The sequence below is a fragment of the Kibdelosporangium phytohabitans genome (genome assembly GCF_001302585.1).
GTDB classification, from domain to species: domain Bacteria; phylum Actinomycetota; class Actinomycetes; order Mycobacteriales; family Pseudonocardiaceae; genus Kibdelosporangium; species Kibdelosporangium phytohabitans.
Window position 1 is genome coordinate 641,417 of record NZ_CP012752.1, and the last position, 17,299, is coordinate 658,715.

Here is a 17,299-nt window from a genome sequence, read left to right on the forward strand (position 1 = left end):
ACACGTGGTGCACAATCTCCGTGATGAGCACGACGCCGGAACCAGACGCTGCCCTTGCCGGAGCAGTCGAGCGCGCACGCGCCGCTGCCCGTGTGGAAGCCGGTGACGAGGTCGGCGCGCACGTGGGCGTGCGGCCGGAGAACGACGCCGCTGTCACGCACCTCTTCGACGCCGACAAGCCGGGATACCGAGGCTGGCACTGGGCCGTCACGGTGGCCGACGCCGGCCCGGGAACCGAGGTGACGGTCAGCGAGGTCGTGCTCGTGCCCGGTCCCGACGCGCTCGTGGCCCCGGCGTGGGTGCCGTGGCAGCAGCGGGTGCAGGCGGGTGACCTCGGCGTCGGCGATCTGCTCCCGACCGCCCCGGACGACCCCCGGCTCGTGCCCGCGTACCTCCAGTCCGACGACGAGGCCGTCGAGGAGGTCGCGCACGAGGCCGGGCTCGGCAGGGTGCGTGTGATGTCCCGCCCGGCGCGGCTGGAGGCGGCCACCCGCTGGCAAGGCGGTGAGTACGGCCCGCGCTCGGACATGGCCCGCAGCGCGCCGGAGCACTGCGGCACCTGTGGCTTCTACCTGCCGGTCGCCGGTGCGCTGCGGGCAGCGTTCGGTGTCTGCGGGAACGAGATCGCCCCGGCGGACGGGCACGTGGTGCACGTCCAGTACGGCTGTGGCGCGCACTCCGAGCTCCGCATCGAGCAGGGCTCGCCCGTGCTCGTCGCGGACCTGATCTACGACGACTCGCTGCTCGACGTCGAGCGGGCATCAGCGGAGTGAACGACCCGTTCGGCACCCAGCGCTTACGCGAGGCAGTGCTGGCAGCTTGGAGCGCCTCGCCGACGCGGTTCCGTGAAGACGCCAACGCCGAGGAAGACCTGCGGATCGGCGCGTACCGCGACCGCCTGCTGGTCGAGCTGGCGCAGAACGCGGCCGACGCCGCCGGGTTCGGCGGCCACCTCCGTCTGTCGATTGTGGACGGCGAGCTGCGCGCGGCGAACACGGGCGCGCCACTGGACGCCGACGGTGTCGCCGCGCTGGCCTCGTTGCGCGCGTCGTCGAAGCGGGACATCCTCGGCACGGTCGGTCAGTTCGGCGTCGGGTTCTCCGCGGTCCTGTCGGTGACCGACGAGCCGGAGGTCGTCTCGTCGACCGGCTCGGTCCGGTTCTCCGCCCAGCGGACCAGGGAGATCCCCGAGATCCAGCGGCACGTGGCCGCGCGCTCGGGCCAGGTCCCGGTGCTGCGCCTGGTCTGGCCGACGGACTCCGCGCCGCCGGCGGGCTTCGACACCGAGATCCGGCTGCCGTTGCGCGCGGACGTCGACCAGGCGGCGTTGCTGGCGAACTTCCGCGAGCAGGCGCCTGATCTGCTGCTGGCGTTACCCGGCCTGGCGTCGATCGAGGTGGCCGGGTCGCGCTGGACGAGCAGCGACTCCGGCGACACGGTCGTGCTGACCGGCCCGGCGGGCACCACGCGGTGGATGTTGCGCAGGGGATCGGGGAAGCTGTCGGACACCGCGGGTCTCGGGATGGAGACGAGCGCGGAATGGCTGGTCTGCTGGGCGATCCCGGTGACGGACGCGGGCGTTCCGCAACCGCTGGCCGAGGACGTGCTGCACGCCCCCACGCCGACCGACGAGCGGCTTTCGTTGCCTGCCAGGCTGATCGCCAGCCTGCCGATCGAGGCGTCCCGGCGCAGGGTGATGGCGTCCGCGGCGGTCACCGAGGTGCTGGCCGAGGCCGCGAAGCTCTACCCCGCTTTGGTTTTCGGAGTTCCCGAAGAGCACCGCACGGCACTCGTGCCGGTGCCCGGCTTCCCGCGGTCCGATGTGGACGCACAGTTGCGTGAGCTGATCGTCGCCGAGTTGCGGGCACAGGCCTGGCTACCCGGCGTCGCGGAGTCGCTGACTCCAGCCGTCGCCCGCGTGCTGGAGATCCCGTCGGATTCGTTGGCGGACTTGCTGTCCGACGTCGTGCCCAACCTGGCCGCGGCGTGGCTGGCGAACCCCGGGCACGCGCACGCGCTGGCGTCGCTGGAGGTTTCCCGCCTGCGCATCCCGGAAGTCGTGGCGGCGCTGACCGGTATCTCCCAGGAACCGTCGTGGTGGCAGCAGGTTTACGCGGCGCTGCTGCCGTTCGCCGAGAACGACGCGGCGATCCGGGAGAACCTCAGCGGCCTGCCGGTGCCGTTGGCCGACGGCCGGACGTTGCCGGGCCCGCGCGGGACGTTGCTGGCCGACGAGCCGGAATTCCTGTCCGATCTGGACGTTCCCGGTCTCAGGCTGGTGCACCCGGAAGCGGCAAACCCGCTGCTGGAACGCCTCGGTGCCCGGCACGCGGGCGCGGCGGAGGTGCTGGATTCGTTGCAGGAGGCGGTGGAACGCAGCGTCGCCGACGCGTCGGCCGGCCTGATCGTCTCCGGCCTCGCCCACGCCGTGCTCGGCCTGGTCAGCCAGGCGGGCGGACGGCCGTGGCTGAAGTCGTTGGCACTCCCGGACTCCGCGGGTGACTGGCGGGAGGCGGACGAGCTGGCGCTGCCGGGCTCCCGGTTCCTCGAGGTGCTCGACCAGGAGTCGCCGCTCGGCCTGCTCGACCCGGAGTTCGCCGAACGCTGGTCGGCGGACGTGCTGTCGGCGGTCGGTGTGCTGACCGGTTTCGCGGTGATCGTCGACGAGGAGCCGATCGGCCCGGAGCACGACCTCGCCGACGAGGAAGAGTGGTGGTCCTCCTCCGGTGAGGAGCCGAAGCGCGTGGTGGCCGTGCGCGACCTGGACCTCGTGGCGGACGACAAATGGCCGGAAGCCCTGCGGCTGCTGGCGATGGAACCCGCGACGTGGCAAGCGTTGCGCGAACCAGGCGGCTACACGGCCTGGTGGATCTCCCGCTACGCCCTGCTGGACGGCCGCGCACCGCGGTTCTGGCGCACAGCGTCGGCGTCGGACCTGATCGGCCTGTACGACCCGCTGCCACTCGACCTCGGCGACGACCTGGCCGCAGCGGCCGGAGTCCGTACCCACCTGGAGATCAAGGACGCCTCGGACGCGGAAGACCTGCTCGACCGCCTCGGTGATCCCGCCCGCCTGGTGCCGCACGGCGTGTCCCTGCGCGCCCACGCGGCACTGGCGGGATCGGTGGACGTGTCACTGATCGACGCCCCGGAACACGTCCGCGTCCTGTCCGGTGAGGCAGTGGACGCCGAAGACTGCGTGGTGCTCGACGCCCCATGGCTCCTGGCAGTCCTACCGCCCGCCCGAGTCGTGGCGGCGCTGGACGACGACGCCGCGGAAGCCCTGGCGGAACTGCTCGACCTGCCCGTGGCCTCCGAGTCGGCCGGTGACGTGACCGGCGGCGACCTCGTCCCGTGGGCCGAGTTGGGCGCGGTGGTCGTGGCAGCGGAGTTGCTCGGCTTCGACCTGCCCCTCGAAGGCGTGATCGTCCACGACGAGCTGAAAGCCAACGACCAACGCGTGCACTGGTGGGTCGACCGCCACAACCGCGTCCACTGCGAGGACACCCCCGACGGCCTCGCCCGGGCACTCGCGTGGGCCGCGGACCGCTGGATCGACAGGCACGTCATCCACGCCATCCTCGAAGACCCGGACCCGCGGACGGTTTTGTCCTAAAGGCCCTGCTGGGCTGTTTTCGAGCCGCGCCTGGCGGCGGATCGCTGCCAGGTCATGATGGCCATGCCGATTCCGCCGAGTGCGGCACCTGTGACCGCGGTCCATGCCAGGATGCTCGGGCCGGTGAACAGGGCGACCACCAGGATGCCCAGCCAGACGATCTCGCCGACGATGACGATCCGGAACAGGTCGACCAGCCGCGCCGGCGGGGGTGGCGGCGGCGGGAGCGACTTGCCGGTCTCATCCGGTGACTGGGGTTCCTCAGTGGACTCCACACGTGCAGGCTACCCGGCCCGGCATTGTTACCTCTGGGGGCGAGAACCATGCAGACCATCGATCGGCACGACTTCGACAAGGCCACCGCCGACGCCGCAGCCGAGCGGATCGCGAAGGAGGTGCTGGACCTCCGCGAGCGGATCGAGACCGACCGGGCCACCGTCGCCAGGTTGCTGGAGCTTTCGCTCGACGAGGCCGGGCACCTCGCCGCCACCGATCCCGCCGCTGCCTGGTTGGACACGTACGTGGCGTTCGGCCGTGCCATGCAGGCCGGTTGCGCGCTGTTCCTGCTCACCACCGGCTCTGGCCGGGTGGAGTTCCGGATCGAGGACGAGGTCCGCCACTCCACGGCCGGGCCGATCGACGGGGCCGACTTGTCCGCGTGGACGACGGCGACGTACTTGTCGATCGTCTGCCGGGAGCGGCAGCGGACGGCCGCGCTCGCCGAGGTGGACCTCGATTCGTTGCGCACCACGACGGACGAGTACCCGCGGCGCTGGGCCGGTGTGCTGCGGACGTACTGCAACCGCGGCGAGGGGTTGATCGACCAGCTGCTGGACGCCATGCAGGCCACCGAACCCGAGAGCCTGCGCGAGATCGACCCGCAGCGGGCGCTGAAGCTCGACTTCCCGGTGATGGAGCTGTTCTACCGCCTGACCCAGCGCGACGCCGACGGTTTCAACGAGTCCCTCGCCAAGGCGCTCGAGCTGCACAAGGAGTACTGGTCGGCCCGCCCCGGCGACCCGCGTGGCGCCATCGCGCTGGGGCCGCTGGCTGTTGCTTGCCTGGCTCGGCAATCCCGGATCTGGGTCGAGGTCGAGTCCGCGTACCTGCCGAACATCCTGCTCACGGCCGACCGAGTGGGTGAGGTCACGCTCTGACCTGGCGGTTACTCTTCCGCCGACACCGGCGCCGAGGGGAGTCGCGGACTATGGCCACCAGCAGGATCGATCGCTTCTTCAAGATCACCGAGCGTGGTTCGACCACCGGTCGGGAGGTCAGAGGCGGGCTGGTCACGTTCGTCACGATGGCGTACATCGTGGTGCTCAACCCGCTGATCATCGGCTCGTTCGCCGCCGACGGCCCGTCCGCCCACCGCGATGTGCTCGGCAACATCCTCCCGGTCGACCAGGTCGCCGCGGTGACGGCACTGGTCGCGGGGGTGTTGACGATCCTGTTCGGCGTGGTCGCCAACTACCCGTTCGCGCTGGCCACGGGGTTGGGGATCAACAGCTTCCTCGCGGTGACGCTGGCGCCGCAGATGTCGTGGCCCGAGGCGATGGGGCTGGTCGTGCTGAACGGCCTCGTCGTGATGGTTCTCGTGCTGACGGGTGTGCGCACGGCCGTGTTCAACGCCGTGCCGCAGCCGTTGAAGGCCGCGATCGCCGTCGGTATCGGTCTGTTCATCACGCTCATCGGTCTGGTCGACGCCGGGTTCGTGCGGCGCATCCCTGACGCCGCCAACACGACTGTTCCCGTCGGGCTCGGCATTTCCGGGTCGATCGCGTCGTGGCCGACGCTGGTGTTCTGCGTCGGCCTGCTCGTCACCGGCATCCTCGTGGTGAAACGGGTCAAGGGCGCGATCCTGATCGGTGTCCTGTTCACCACGGTCTTCGCGATCGTGCTGGAGGCGATCGTCAAGGCCGGGCCGTCACTGGGCGTGAACCCCAAGGGCTGGAACCTCGGCTATCCGGCGATGCCGGACCAGGTCGCCGGGTTGCCGGACCTGTCGCTGCTCGGCGAGTTCTCGTTCGGCGCGTGGAGCCGGGTGCCCGCGCTGACCTTGTGCCTGCTGCTGTTCACGTTGATCCTCACGGACTTCTTCGACTCGGTCGGCACGATGACGGGTCTCGGCAAGGAAGCCGGGCTGATCGGCAAGGACGGCCAGTTGCCCGGGGTCGGCAAGGCGTTGTTCGTCGACTCGGTCGGTGCGGTCGCGGGCGGTGCCGCGTCGAGCAGTTCCAACACCGTGTACATCGAGTCCGCGTCCGGGATCGCCGAGGGCGCGCGGACCGGGCTGGCGAACGTGGTCACGGGTCTGCTTTTCATCGCGGCGATGTTCTTCACGCCGCTGTACCAGGTCGTGCCGGTCGAGGCCGCGGCTGCGGCGCTGGTGATCGTGGGTGTGCTGATGATGGCGCAGATCAAGGAGATCGACTTCACCGACTTCTCGCTGGCGCTGCCCGCGTTCCTGACGATCGTGGTGATGCCGTTCACGTACTCGATCGCCAACGGCATCGGCGCGGGTTTCGTCAGCTTCGTGGTGCTGCGCGTGGTGTCCGGCCGGGCCAGGACCGTTCACCCTCTGTTGTGGGTGATCGCGGCGGCGTTCGTCGCGTTCTTCGCCGTCGGCCCGATCCAGAGTGCGATCGGGTGACGTTGAGTGACATTCGAGTCGATCACCAATTCATAAGGTATGCTAAGTATGTGTCCGGTTCCGCCGACGACCACTCGCTGACCAGCCGAGTCAGGCTGGCGGTGATGCGGCTCAACCGCAGGCTTCGGGCACAACGGACAAACGAGTCGGTCACGTTGAGCCAGGTCTCAGCGCTGTCGAGCCTGCACAAGTGCGGCCCGATGACGCCGGGCGAACTGGCGGGGCGTGAAGGCGTACAGCCGCCCTCGATGACGAGGGTGATCGCCGCGCTCGAGGACATGGGCTACATCAGCAAACGAGCCCACCCGAACGACGGCAGGCAAGTGATCGTCGAGCTGACCGAGCAGGGGCTCGGCTACATCGAGGCGGACGTCGCCGCGCGCGAGGCGTGGCTGCACGCCCGACTGTCCGAACTGGACGATACCGAGCGGGAGGCGCTGTCCCGCGCGGCCGAGATCATCGACAGGATGGCGGGGCAGTAAAGAGGTGCTGAGCGGCACGGGTGGGACCCGGGAGAAGAAGAGCAAGGACTTCGACTCAGACCTACCGCCACCGCCGCCGCAGCCCAAGCAGGGCACCTTCGCGTCCCTGCGGATCCGCAACTACCGGTTGTTCTTCTCCGGCCAGATCATCTCCAACGTCGGCACCTGGATGAACCGGATCGCCCAGGACTGGCTGGTCTTCACCCTCACCGGCAACAACCCGGTCGCTCTCGGCGTCGCGGCCGCGTTGCAGTTCACGCCGACGCTGTTCCTTTCCCTCTACGCCGGCGTTCTCGCCGACCGGCTGGACAAGCGCAAGCTGCTGATCGCGCTGCAGTCCGCGATGGCGGGCTGTGCGGTGATCCTCGGTGTGCTCGACGTGTCCGGCTGGGTGCAGCTCTGGCACGTGTACGTGCTGTGCTTCGTGTTCGGCTGTTTCGTGGCTTTGGAGACGCCCGTCCGGCAGTCGTTCACCAGTGAGATGGTCGGGATCTCCCAGATCACCAACGCGGTCGCGCTGAACTCCTCGTCGTTCAACCTGGCTCGTGTGGTCGGCCCGGCGCTGGCCGGTGTGCTGATCATCTGGGTCGGCACCGGCATGGTGTTCATGATCAACGCCGTGACCACGGTCGCGGTGATCACCGGCCTGCTGGTGATGCGGCCGTCCGAACTGCACAGGGGCCCGGCGGTCCCGCGCAGGAAGGGACAGCTGCGGGAAGGCCTGCGCTACGTGCGCGGTCGTCCGGACCTGGTGGTCGTGCTGACGCTGGTGTTCTGCGTGAGCACGTTCGGCATCACGTTCTTCACCACGCTGGCGATCATGGCCGCGAACGTCTTCCACAAGGAAGCCGACGGCTACGGCCTGCTGTCCACGATGCTCGCCGTCGGCACGCTCGGTGGCGCGTTGCTCGCGGCGCGCCGCAGTGTGCGGGGCACGCCGGACATCCGGATGGTCTTCGGGTCGGCGTTGCTGTTCGGTGTGCTGACGCTCGTGGCGGGCATGATGCCGACGTACCTGTCGTTCGCGATCGCGCTCATCCCGGTCGGGCTGGCCGTGATGACGTTCATGAACACGGCGAACACGACCGTGCAGCTGTCGGTCGACCAGGAGATGCGTGGCCGGGTGATGGGCCTGTACATGCTGCTGTTCCTCGGCGGCAACCCGATCGCCGGGCCGCTGACGGGGTGGCTCGCCGACCAGTTCGGTGGCCGGTCGACGTTCTTCTTCGGCGGCGCGATGTCCATCGTGGCCGCGCTCGTGCTGTGGACGATCCTGCGCCTGCGTGCCCGCGATGCCGTTACGCTTCGCGCAAACGATCACGCGGCACCGCAGGGGGACGCTCATGGGCCTGTTCGGCAGGAAAAAGGCAGCACTGCCCAGACGTGAAGTCATCTGGGGCCACTGCTACGAAGACGACCTGCTCGACGCCGCCGACGCGGAGCTGGGCGAAGGCAAGCTCAACGCCGCGGTCACAGTGCTCGTGGACAGCCGGGACAACGCGGAGTCGCGCTGCCTGCGGCTGAGCACGCTGGGACACCGCCTGGTCGGCAGTGCCGACGAGATCGCCGAACTCGCGGCGCAGCACCGCGACCCGGAGCTGATGCTGCTGGCGGGGGACGCGTACATCGGGGAAGCGTGGGCGATCCGCGGCAGCGGCTGGGCGTCGAGCGTGGGTGAGGACAGGGCGAAGCTGTTCCGGGCCACCCTGGAGAAGGCCCGCAGGCCGTTGTTCGCGGCGGCGGACATGCTGCCCGGCGACCCGACGCCGTGGGCGCAGTTGCTGGCCGTCGGCATGGGTCTCGGCCAGGACCGGTCCGAACAGGACGCGGTGTGGGCGGAGACGGTGAAGCGCGGGCCGACCCTGTTCCCGGCACATTGGACACGGCTGCAGGTGGTCGCCCAGAAGTGGTACGGCTCCCAGGAGGAGATGTCCCAGTTCGCCGTCGAGACGGTGAACAACGCCCCGCAGGGCGATCCGGTCACCGCGATGATCGTGGTGGCCTACTTCGAGACGTACATCCAGGCCAAGGTCATCGCGCAGGAGGAGTACAAGAACCCGGATCTGCGCGCGGTGGCCGAAGGCATGTTCGAGAAGAACTTCCAGCCGATCGAGGCCGCGTCCAACCGGTGGATGAAGGACGAGCGCCCGCACCCGAGAGCGTTCGAGGCCCACAACTACTTCGCGGCGGCCTGTGGCCTCGCGGGCGAGAAGGACCGCGCCTTCATGCACCTGTTCGGTATGCGGGACCGGATGTCCGGGCGGCCGTGGAGCACCTTCGCCGACGACCCGGAAGAGGCCTATCAGGACATGGTCCAGCGGTACTGGCGCCCTGACCTGGCGCAGGGCTTCTAGTACTGCAACGACAGGTTGTAATCTGTGGTCGTGTCGTGGTAGTTGATCTTGGTGTTGGTGGAAGAGATGGCGACTGGGTGGTCGGCAAGTTTCGAGGCGTTCATGGGTCGGTTCGCGGCGCGGTTTCCCAGGGTCGAGTCCCGGCGGCAGATGCGGTCGTATGTGCGGGGTTTGCTCAGCGAGACCGAGCGGAAGAATGGTTGGACGCTGGCCGAGGCCGTGGGAGACGCTGGGCCGGAACGGATGCAGCGGTTGCTGAACTTCTACGCCTGGGATGCCGACGGTGTGCGTGATGAGGTGCGTGGCGCGGTGATCGAGGTTCTCGGTGATGAACGGCAGGGTGTGCTGATCGTCGATGAGACTGGCTTTCTGAAGAAGGGGACCACGTCCGCCGGGGTCGCCCGTCAGTACTCCGGTACCGCCGGTCGGATCGAGAACTCGCAGATCGGTGTGTTCCTGGCGTATGCCTCGGAGCGGGGCCGGGCGTTGATCGATCGGGAGTTGTACCTGCCCAAGGAGTGGATCTCTGATCGGGAGCGCTGCCGCCGGGCCGGTATCCCGGATGAGGTGACGCTGGCGACCAAACCCGTTCTGGCGCGACGGATGATTGAGCGCGCTAGGCGTGGCGGGATGCCGTTCGGGTGGGTCACCGGCGATGAGGCCTACGGCGTGGACACGAAGTTGCGGATGTGGCTGGAATCCGAGGACATCGCCCATGTCCTGGCGGTGGCGAAGAACTCGATGGTGGTCACCATGCAGTTGACCAAGGTTCGGGTCGATCGGGTCATCGCCGAGGTGACCGAGGACTCATGGACACGGATGAGTTGTGGTGACGGTGCTCATGGTCACCGGGTGTACGACTGGGCGCTGGTTGATATCCGCCCGCTGCGATTGACCGAGCGAGGGCATTGGCTGCTGGCTCGCCGCAGCCTGACCGATCCCACCGACATCGCCTACTACGTCTGTTTCGGCCCTGGTGAGACCACTCTGGAGCGCCTTGTACGTGTCGCGGGATCTCGTTGGGCCATTGAGGAATCCTTCCAGACCGCCAAGAACGAGACCGGGCTGGACCATTACCAGGTTCGAGGTTATGCGGCGTGGTACCGGCATATCACATTGTCCATGGCTGCCGCGGCATTTCTGGTGATCACCAGAGAAGCCGCGAAAAAGGGGGCACCACATCCGGTACCGACCGCGCCCTGATTCCGCTGTCCGCCAACGAGATCCGCCGCTTATGGAATCGGATCACAGCACCGGTGGTCCACACGATCCGCCACGTCGTGCACTGGTCGAACTGGCGACGAACAAGCCAGACCCGCGCCCGTATCAGCCACTACCGCAGACGCGGACATCACAACCTGTCGTTGCAGTACTAGGTCTCACTCTTGCGGGGCGTGTCGCGCATCCGACTGTTGCGGACGAAGTGAGGGTAGGCTAACCTCATACATGTCCGCTTCGTGGTGGGAGCGGCAGTCAGTTCGGGAACAGAGAGGGCCCCCGGTCCGCCGACCGGGGGCTCTCATCCATCCGGAAGACGAGCGCACCCCGGCCCGTGACGGCGAAAGCCCCCGGCCGTGCTGAGCCGGGGGCTTTCACCCGTGGGCAGCTTCGCTTGTCGGAGCATCCGCCGCCAGGTCTTGGGGAATCAGGACTGCTTGATCAGGACTGCGGTACGCGCAGACCGTTCAGCCCGTTGCGGGCATCGACGAAGCGCTGGTTGACGTCCTCCCAGTTGACGACGTTCCAGAGCGCGTTGATGTAGTCCGCCTTCACGTTGCGGTACTGCAGGTAGTACGCGTGCTCCCACACGTCGAACGCCAGCAGCGGTGTGGTGGCGATCGAGAGGTTCGCGTGGTGGTCCTTGAGCTGCTGGGTCAGCAGCCGCTCGCCGATCGGGTCCCAGGACAGGATTCCCCAGCCGGAGCCCTGGATCGTGGTGGCCGCCGCGTTCAGCTGGGCGCGCAGCTTGTCGAACGAGCCGAAGAACTCGTCGATGGCCGCCGCCAGCTCACCGGTCGGCTTGTCGCCGCCGTTCGGGCTCAGGTTCTTCCACCACACCTGGTGCAGCGAGTGTCCGGCCAGGTTGAACGCCAGCGTGGTCTCGAGGCCGACGATCGAACCGAACTCGCCCTTGTCCCGCGCCTCGTCGAGCTTCTCGATCGTGTCGTTGGCACCCTTGACGTACGCGGCGTGGTGCTTGCCGTGGTGCAGCTCGTTGATCTCGCCGATGATGGCCGGTTCGAGGTCGCCGTAGTCGTAGTCCAGGTCCGGCAGGACGTACTGGGCCATCGGCCCTCCCTCACGGATAGGTGACACAAGTATTTGGTACCTGCAACCTACTCGCAATAGGAGGCCGACGCTGGACCGCCCCAAGGTGAGAAGCGTCAACTCAGGACATGGAATACCTGGGCATGTCCTCGGCAAGAGCGGCGAACAGGCCGACGTTGAGCTCGTACGCCCGGACGCTCTCCATGATGAAGCGCTTGCGGTCGGCGGCGTCCCACGGCGCGGTGTTGAGCAGTTCCCGGTAGGTGTCGCGGAACTTCGGCGCGCTCGGGATCTGGTCGAACACGTAGAACCTCGAACCCGGCCCGGTGATCCCGTGCAGGTTCTTCAGCTTGTGCCGGATGATCTGGCCGCCCGCGATGTCACCGAGGTAGCGCGTGTAGTGGTGCGCCACGAACCCGCCTGACCAGGACGTTCCCGCTTCGCGGATGCGGTCGCAGTACGCCGCGGTCGCGGGCAGCGGCTTGACCACCGACTCCCACGACGGCCCGAAGTAGAACGCCATGTCCTCGCGCAGCGCCGCCCTGCGGTACAGCTCGGTGAACACGAACTTGCCGGCGATCGGGTCCTCGCGCACCTGTTCGGCGGTGTCCTCGAGCGCGGAGTAGACGAAGTACAGCTGGCCGGCCAGGTCGGCGAACGCGTCGACTGACAGTTCTCCGCCGAGCAGCGCCGAGATGTACGGCGAGTGGTTCGCCTGCTCGTGCACGGGCATGGTCGCAGCTCGAAGGGTTTCCGCGAAGGTCGGGCTCATGCGTCCGTCTCCTTTTCTGACACAGCTGTCAGAAAAGGATAGGCGATCCGCCTCGGTTAGGCCACCCTAACTCCGACGGCTCGCAGGATGAAGCGCACAGCGGTCTCGATCGTGTCGTCCAGTTCCGCCCCGGCGTCGACGACTTCGCGCGAGGCCAGGCTCGCGGTGATCATCGTGATGAGCACGTCGACGTCCTCGTCGATCATCTGCCCGGCCGCGATCCCCGACGTCAGGACCGAGCGCAACTCGGCCGTGATCGGGTCGACGTGCTCGGCCATCCGCTGGTACGCCTCCGGCGAGAGCAACGCGTTGAGCTTCGCGCCCGGCGGTGTGTGCCGTCCGGCGAGCACCCGCAGCTGCATCCGGACGAAGATCGACAACGCCTCGACCGGGTCGGACACCGCGCCGAGCGCCTCGCGCAACCGGATCACGTACTGCCCGGTCTCGTGCTCGACGAACGCGACGAGCAGCGACTCCCGGTCGGGGAAGTGGTTGTAGATCGCTGTCCGGCCGACCCCGGCGGCCGAGGCCACACCGGACAACGTGATCGCGTCGAATCCGCGCGTGTACAGCAGCGTGCGCATCGCGTCGAACACCTTCGCCCGTACCTGTGAGCGGTGCTCGGCCAGCGACTCGCCGAGGATTTTCGGCATCCTGTCAGATTAGCCGACGGGCCACGTGTGCACAGGCTCACCGGTGTGCATCAACTCGATGTACGCGCGCAGCATGCCGACCAGTGCCCGGTCCCTGCTCATCCCGCGCTGCTCGAGCTTGGCCACGGTCTCCCGCTGCCAGGAAGCGCCGTTGCGCCGGGCGACGCACCGTTGCTCGATGACGTCGAGGTACCGCTCCCGTGCGGTGTCCGAGACGCCGCAGTCGCGCAAACCCTCGTGCGCCATGGGAAGCAGCTTGCGCAACACGAGCTCGTCCGGCGGGATCCAGCCGATGCCCGGCCAGTACAGCGGGGCGCCGAGCCCGTGCCGCGCCGCCGAGTACATGTTCTCCTCGGCCGCCTGGAACGACATCTGAGTCCAGAGTGGACGGTCCTCGTTGACCAGTGCGCGTTGGGCGCCGTAGAAGAACGCGGCGTTCGCGACCAGATCAACGACGGTCGGCCCGGCGGGCAGCACCCGGTTCTCCACGCGCAGGTGCGGCGCGCCGTCCACCACGTCGTACACCGGCCGGTTCCACCGCCACACGGTTCCGTTGTGCAGCCGGAGTTCCCGCAATGTGGGCGCGCGGCCCTCGGCCAGCTCGGCCATCGGGTCCTCGTCCTCGATCTCGGGCAGCAGGCCGGGGAAGTACCGGACGTTCTCCTCGAACAGGTCGAAGATCGAGGTGATCCACCGCTCGCCGAACCACACTCTCGGTCGCACACCTTGGTTCTTGAGCTCCTCCGAACGGGTGTCGGTCGCCTGCTCGAAGAGCGGGATCCTGGTCTCGTGCCAGAGTGCCTTGCCCAGCAGGAAAGGTGAGTTGGCCCCGAGCGCGACCTGCGGCCCGGCCAGGCATTGCGCCGCGTTCCAGTGCGCGGCGAAGTCCTCGGGGGCGACCTGCAGGTGCAGTTGCGCCGACGTGCACGCGGCCTCGGGCAGGATCGACTCGACGTAGCAGCGCAGCCGGTCCTGCGCCTGGCCCGGCATCGGGTCGCCTTCCATGTTCAACAGCATTTCCTCGCCGCGTGCGGCGAAGATGCGCTCGTTGAGCATGCGGTAGCGGCCGTTGGGCGAAAGCCAACGCGTGTCGAAATGTTCTTCCCGCACTGTGGGAAGGATGCCGATCATCACCAGGTCGGAGCCCGCGTCGTGGGCCTTGGAGTTGGCTCTGGTCAACGAGGCCCTGATGTCCTGCTCCAGCTCGACCGCGCCACTGCCGTCCAGCGGTCTCGGCCGCACGTTGAGTTCGAGGTTGTGCTGACCCAGTTCCAGCGTGAAATCCGGGTCGTTGATCTTCTCGAGCACGACGGTGTTGGTCATCGCGGGGGACAACCGGTCGTCGACGAGGTTGAGCTCGATCTCCAGGCCCATGTGCCTGCGGTGGAATGCAAACGTTTCGCTGTTGAGCATCGCGGCAAGCGCGTCGAGGCACCGCTTGATTTTCCGGCGGTATCGTTGACGATCCTCACGGGTACGGGCCTCGGTCGTCACGTGGACTCCCATGCCGCCTCCCCTTCGCTCGGCTCGGCGTCACCAGCGGGAAATCCAACGTTGACACAACAACTAGCGGGATTGCTAGCGGCCAAATCGGTGCTGTCAGTCACCCGCGGATAACGCTCCGCTGTAGCAGGGCCATCGGTCACAGCAGGGGTTTCCCGTCAGGCGGGAGTGTCAACCATGGGAAGATCGGCGGCGTGGCCGACGTGATCCGGATAACAGACCCAGCCGATCCGAGACTGGACGACTTCCGCGACCTCACCACGGCCGACCGCAGGCCGGACCGGCCGGGCGGAAAGGGCCTGGTCATCGCGGAAGGCGTGGTGGTGGTCCGGCGGCTGCTCGCCTCGCCTTACCCGGTGCGCGCGCTGCTGGGTGTCGAACGCAGGATCGCCGAACTGGACACCGAAGTGGACAGTGCGATGCCCGCATACGTCACATCAGCCGACGTGATGGCCGAGGTCGTCGGGTTCCACCTCAACCGCGGGGTGCTCGCCGTCGCCGGCCGGGCCAGGCCGTGGGAGCTGGCCGACCTCGCCGGGCTGAAGCGGCTCGTTGTCCTGGAAGGCGTCGGCGACCACGAGAACCTCGGCTCGCTGTTCCGCAACGTGGCCGCGCTCGGTTTCGGCGGTGTCGTGCTCGGGCCCGGCTGCAGTGATCCGTTGTACAGGCGCAGTGTGCGCGTTTCCATGGGGCACGTGCTCGCGGTGCCGTTCACCACCGCGACCGAGTGGCCCGGCGCGTTGAAGTACTTGCGGGAAAACGACTTCCAGGTCCTCGCGCTGACGCCGAGAGCGGACTCCCTGCCGCTGTCGGATGTCACGGCGGACGGCAAGGTCGCCGTGCTGCTCGGCTCGGAAGGACCTGGCCTGACCGACGAGGCGATCGCCGCGGCCGACCACGCTGTGCGCATCCCCATGTCGGGCGGCGTGGATTCGCTGAACATCGCCACGGCCGGTGCCGTCGCCTTCTACGCACTGGGCCGTGGCGACCGAGGGGCTGGTTAGCTGTGCCGGTGGAACTGCGCACGAACGGCGAGCGGATCGAGCTCGTCGCGCCGGATGACGGGGTGATCGACCCCCGGGTGCTCGACGTGCCGGACGAGCTGGTCACCGCGCTGAACGAATGGGCACAGGTCGTCGCCGCGATGCAACGCGCCGACGCACCGGAGGACGCCTCCGCCGCCGTGCTCGTCTCGCGCCGCGGAATGCAGCTGGCGGACCGGCTGTCGTCGGTCCTCGAGACCACCGTGCGGTATCACGACCCGCTGACCGGGGAAGTCCTGTTCGTCGACGCCGTGCCGACGGCACCCGCGCCGCAGCGGCAGGCCAAGCAACCGGAGCCGACGCCGTGGCTCACCGGCCTGACCGTCAGCGCGCTGATGGCTCTGGTGACCGTGTCGGCCGTGCTGACGCTGGCGGTCACGTTGAGCGACACCAGCGCGTTCCTGGCGCTCGGTGCGAACGTCGTGGTGACCGCCGGGCTGGCGCCGTCGATCTGGCTGGCACGCCGGGTGCTGATCTGGCGGTGGGTCGCGCTCGGAGTCGCGTCCGGCCTGGCGCTCGGCTGGATCGCGATGATTTTCGTGCTGCTCTAGCGGATCCGCGGACCGGCTTTGGCCGTGCAGCGGAACTCGGTGCGGACCGCGAGTTCGGGCAGTTCCAGCGCCTGGCGCAGCCGGGGCAGGCTGTCGTCGTTGATCCGGCGCCGGACCTCGGCGAGCTCGGCGTCCTGGTTGACGCGGATCAGCAGCACGAGCAACGGCGAGGCGGGTTTGCCGGTCACCCGAGCGTCGACGGAACGGACCTCGGGGTAGCCGAGGACCTCGTCGGCGAACGGCTGGACGGCGACAGTGCCGGGCAGCGTCGTACGACCTCGCCGCGACGGGCTGGTCAGCCGCCATGTCGTCGTCTTCGGTTTGCGGTTGAGCTGGGCGCCCAGCCAGCCGACGCACAGCAGGCCGATGATCACCGCGGCTGCGGCCGTCACGACCAGCACCCACGTCGGTGGCAGCGCGGTGCCGGGCACGAGCGGCCTGGACCAGCGCATGAAGTACGCGAAGACCGCGAAACCACCCGCGGCCAGCAGGACCAGGCCGCACAGGGCCAGCACTGACCGGTTCAGCCTGGCCGGACGGTTGAGGCTGCTCATGGCGTGCTCCTCGGTGCCTTCACCTTCACGGTGACGTCGTGGTGCCTGGCGAGGCCGATGTGGCCGAGACGTTGCTCGACGGCGGCCCGGACGGCGTCGGCGAGGCCGTCGGTGATGGTCCGGTCGGTGCGCACGACCGTGCGCACACGCCCACGGCGCACCGTGACCACGGCGTTGGTGACACCGTCGACCTTGGCCGCGTCGCGCAACGTCGTACGCAGGCTTGTCCGGGAGATGGCGGCGTCCGTCGTGCTCCCGTCGGGCGTGAGCACGAGGATGCGCGACTTGCCCGGAACGACAGCGGACAGCACCAGCAGCAGGCCCACCAGCGCGACCACACCACCGGCGATCGCGGGCACCAAGTCAGTCCACTGTGCCTGGTGGATCCTGCCTGCCACCGCGTCGTAGCTGATCAACGGCGGTTCGTCGAGCAGCAGCTGGACGACCGACACGGCGACGACGACGCACACGCCGAGCAGGACGACAGCGGTCAGCACGGCGGGAATGCCGCGGCGAGGCCTACGGATCATTGGACCCTCCGGTGCTCCTTGCGATCGGTCGTCAGCGCCGTGACCGAGATGTCCACTTGCGACACCGACATGCCGGTCAGGTGTTCGACCCGTTCGATCAAATGACCGCGCAACCGCTCGGTCGCGGTGCCGACCGGCGCGGGATACCGCAGGCCGACCCGGACTTCGAGCGCGGTCGTCGTCCCGTTGACGCGCGCGTTCGTCTTGGCCGACACCACATCCTGGTCCTCCGCGGCCGCTGCCTGTGCGACGCGGGAGACAACCCGGTCGGCCACGGTGGTCCGGCCGCGATCGACGAGTGCGGGCAGGGCGGTCGTCAT

General features: G+C 68.4%; 18 protein-coding genes. 10 read left to right on the plus strand and 8 right to left on the minus strand.

The annotated features are described in order from the left end of the window. Positions 1-23: 23 nt before the first annotated feature. Both AOZ06_RS03055 and AOZ06_RS03060 read left to right on the plus strand, forming a co-directional pair. Positions 24-773: a DUF3027 domain-containing protein gene (locus AOZ06_RS03055; protein ID WP_054288008.1), complete on the plus strand. Its 750-nt coding sequence runs from the start codon at positions 24-26 to the stop codon at positions 771-773. Further along, positions 770-3,616 (plus strand): sacsin N-terminal ATP-binding-like domain-containing protein, encoded by a 2,847-nt coding sequence (locus AOZ06_RS03060; RefSeq protein WP_417999932.1) that lies wholly within the window; start codon positions 770-772, stop codon positions 3,614-3,616. Before AOZ06_RS03055 ends, AOZ06_RS03060 begins: the two co-directional genes overlap by 4 nt. On the opposite strand, the gene AOZ06_RS03065 is transcribed toward AOZ06_RS03060, so the two are convergent. Then, positions 3,613-3,891, minus strand: coding sequence for a DUF2530 domain-containing protein (locus tag AOZ06_RS03065; RefSeq protein ID WP_083471476.1), 279 nt, complete (start codon positions 3,889-3,891; stop codon positions 3,613-3,615). The genes AOZ06_RS03060 and AOZ06_RS03065 overlap by 4 nt on opposite strands. A 48-nt stretch (positions 3,892-3,939) precedes the next feature. Here AOZ06_RS03065 and AOZ06_RS03070 point away from each other — a divergent pair, with 48 nt between their 5' ends. From AOZ06_RS03070 to AOZ06_RS03095, 6 genes are all read left to right on the plus strand, one after another. After that, positions 3,940-4,773, plus strand: a complete 834-nt coding sequence (locus tag AOZ06_RS03070) for an immunity 49 family protein (RefSeq protein WP_054288010.1) — start codon at positions 3,940-3,942, stop codon at positions 4,771-4,773. Between the two features lie 50 nt (positions 4,774-4,823). After that, positions 4,824-6,269 (plus strand): NCS2 family permease, encoded by a 1,446-nt coding sequence (locus AOZ06_RS03075; RefSeq protein WP_054288011.1) that lies wholly within the window; start codon positions 4,824-4,826, stop codon positions 6,267-6,269. A 50-nt stretch (positions 6,270-6,319) separates the two neighbouring features. Beyond that, the gene (locus AOZ06_RS03080; RefSeq protein ID WP_054288012.1) at positions 6,320-6,751 is read left to right on the plus strand and encodes a MarR family winged helix-turn-helix transcriptional regulator; all 432 of its coding nucleotides are present in this window, start codon (positions 6,320-6,322) and stop codon (positions 6,749-6,751) included. A gap of 7 nt (positions 6,752-6,758) precedes the next feature. Then, positions 6,759-8,138: an MFS transporter gene (locus tag AOZ06_RS03085; RefSeq protein WP_157233738.1), complete on the plus strand. Its 1,380-nt coding sequence runs from the start codon at positions 6,759-6,761 to the stop codon at positions 8,136-8,138. Beyond that, positions 8,095-9,105 (plus strand): hypothetical protein, encoded by a 1,011-nt coding sequence (locus AOZ06_RS03090; protein WP_054288013.1) that lies wholly within the window; start codon positions 8,095-8,097, stop codon positions 9,103-9,105. The genes AOZ06_RS03085 and AOZ06_RS03090 overlap by 44 nt, the downstream gene beginning before the upstream one ends. A 66-nt stretch (positions 9,106-9,171) precedes the next feature. Beyond that, on the plus strand, positions 9,172-10,308 hold the full coding sequence (locus AOZ06_RS03095) for an IS701 family transposase (RefSeq protein WP_083472547.1): 1,137 nt from the start codon (positions 9,172-9,174) through the stop codon (positions 10,306-10,308). Positions 10,309-10,764: 456 nt separating this feature from the next. Here AOZ06_RS03095 and AOZ06_RS03100 read toward each other — a convergent pair whose 3' ends face one another. From AOZ06_RS03100 to AOZ06_RS03115, 4 genes are all read right to left on the minus strand, one after another. After that, positions 10,765-11,394 carry a superoxide dismutase gene (locus AOZ06_RS03100; protein WP_054288014.1) on the minus strand — a complete coding sequence of 210 codons (630 nt, stop codon included), beginning with the start codon at positions 11,392-11,394 and terminating at the stop codon, positions 10,765-10,767. 100 nt (positions 11,395-11,494) lie between these two features. Then, positions 11,495-12,145 carry a biliverdin-producing heme oxygenase gene (locus tag AOZ06_RS03105; protein ID WP_054288015.1) on the minus strand — a complete coding sequence of 217 codons (651 nt, stop codon included), beginning with the start codon at positions 12,143-12,145 and terminating at the stop codon, positions 11,495-11,497. 56 nt (positions 12,146-12,201) lie between these two features. Next, positions 12,202-12,798 (minus strand): TetR/AcrR family transcriptional regulator, encoded by a 597-nt coding sequence (locus AOZ06_RS03110; protein ID WP_054288016.1) that lies wholly within the window; start codon positions 12,796-12,798, stop codon positions 12,202-12,204. A 9-nt stretch (positions 12,799-12,807) separates the two neighbouring features. Continuing rightward, on the minus strand, positions 12,808-14,304 hold the full coding sequence (locus AOZ06_RS03115) for a glutamate-cysteine ligase family protein (protein WP_054288017.1): 1,497 nt from the start codon (positions 14,302-14,304) through the stop codon (positions 12,808-12,810). Positions 14,305-14,495: 191 nt separating this feature from the next. On the opposite strand from AOZ06_RS03115, the gene AOZ06_RS03120 reads away from it, so the two are divergent. After that, positions 14,496-15,305 carry a TrmH family RNA methyltransferase gene (locus tag AOZ06_RS03120; protein WP_054288018.1) on the plus strand — a complete coding sequence of 270 codons (810 nt, stop codon included), beginning with the start codon at positions 14,496-14,498 and terminating at the stop codon, positions 15,303-15,305. Positions 15,306-15,313: 8 nt separating this feature from the next. Beyond that, entirely contained in the window at positions 15,314-15,895 is a 582-nt protein-coding gene (locus AOZ06_RS03125) for a DUF2537 domain-containing protein (RefSeq protein WP_054296388.1), read from the plus strand. On the opposite strand, the gene AOZ06_RS03130 is transcribed toward AOZ06_RS03125, so the two are convergent. The 3 genes from AOZ06_RS03130 to AOZ06_RS03140 are packed head-to-tail and all read right to left on the minus strand — an operon-like array spanning position 15,892 to position 17,299. After that, positions 15,892-16,449, minus strand: coding sequence for an Asp23/Gls24 family envelope stress response protein (locus AOZ06_RS03130; RefSeq protein ID WP_054288019.1), 558 nt, complete (start codon positions 16,447-16,449; stop codon positions 15,892-15,894). The two genes, AOZ06_RS03125 and AOZ06_RS03130, sit on opposite strands and share 4 nt — an antisense overlap. Further along, positions 16,446-16,979 (minus strand): DUF6286 domain-containing protein, encoded by a 534-nt coding sequence (locus AOZ06_RS03135; RefSeq protein WP_054288020.1) that lies wholly within the window; start codon positions 16,977-16,979, stop codon positions 16,446-16,448. Before AOZ06_RS03135 ends, AOZ06_RS03130 begins: the two co-directional genes overlap by 4 nt. Further along, a complete protein-coding gene (locus AOZ06_RS03140) occupies positions 16,976-17,299 on the minus strand; it encodes an Asp23/Gls24 family envelope stress response protein (RefSeq protein WP_054288021.1) in 324 nt (107 codons plus the stop codon). The genes AOZ06_RS03135 and AOZ06_RS03140 overlap by 4 nt, the downstream gene beginning before the upstream one ends.

Excerpts from the sequence above, each read along its gene's own strand:
- AOZ06_RS03115 (WP_054288017.1), bottom strand. The coding sequence starts at position 14,304 with ATGGGAGTCCACGTGACGACCGAGGCCCGTACCCGTGAGGATCGTCAA.
- AOZ06_RS03055 (WP_054288008.1), top strand. The coding sequence starts at position 24 with ATGAGCACGACGCCGGAACCAGACGCTGCCCTTGCCGGAGCAGTCGAG.
- AOZ06_RS03135 (WP_054288020.1), bottom strand. The coding sequence starts at position 16,979 with ATGATCCGTAGGCCTCGCCGCGGCATTCCCGCCGTGCTGACCGCTGTC.
- AOZ06_RS03100 (WP_054288014.1), bottom strand. The coding sequence starts at position 11,394 with ATGGCCCAGTACGTCCTGCCGGACCTGGACTACGACTACGGCGACCTC.
- AOZ06_RS03095 (WP_083472547.1), top strand. The coding sequence starts at position 9,172 with ATGGCGACTGGGTGGTCGGCAAGTTTCGAGGCGTTCATGGGTCGGTTC.
- AOZ06_RS03090 (WP_054288013.1), top strand. The coding sequence starts at position 8,095 with ATGGGCCTGTTCGGCAGGAAAAAGGCAGCACTGCCCAGACGTGAAGTC.
- AOZ06_RS03130 (WP_054288019.1), bottom strand. The coding sequence starts at position 16,449 with ATGAGCAGCCTCAACCGTCCGGCCAGGCTGAACCGGTCAGTGCTGGCC.
- AOZ06_RS03105 (WP_054288015.1), bottom strand. The coding sequence starts at position 12,145 with ATGAGCCCGACCTTCGCGGAAACCCTTCGAGCTGCGACCATGCCCGTG.
- AOZ06_RS03140 (WP_054288021.1), bottom strand. The coding sequence starts at position 17,299 with ATGACGACCGCCCTGCCCGCACTCGTCGATCGCGGCCGGACCACCGTG.
- AOZ06_RS03070 (WP_054288010.1), top strand. The coding sequence starts at position 3,940 with ATGCAGACCATCGATCGGCACGACTTCGACAAGGCCACCGCCGACGCC.
- AOZ06_RS03110 (WP_054288016.1), bottom strand. The coding sequence starts at position 12,798 with ATGCCGAAAATCCTCGGCGAGTCGCTGGCCGAGCACCGCTCACAGGTA.
- AOZ06_RS03075 (WP_054288011.1), top strand. The coding sequence starts at position 4,824 with ATGGCCACCAGCAGGATCGATCGCTTCTTCAAGATCACCGAGCGTGGT.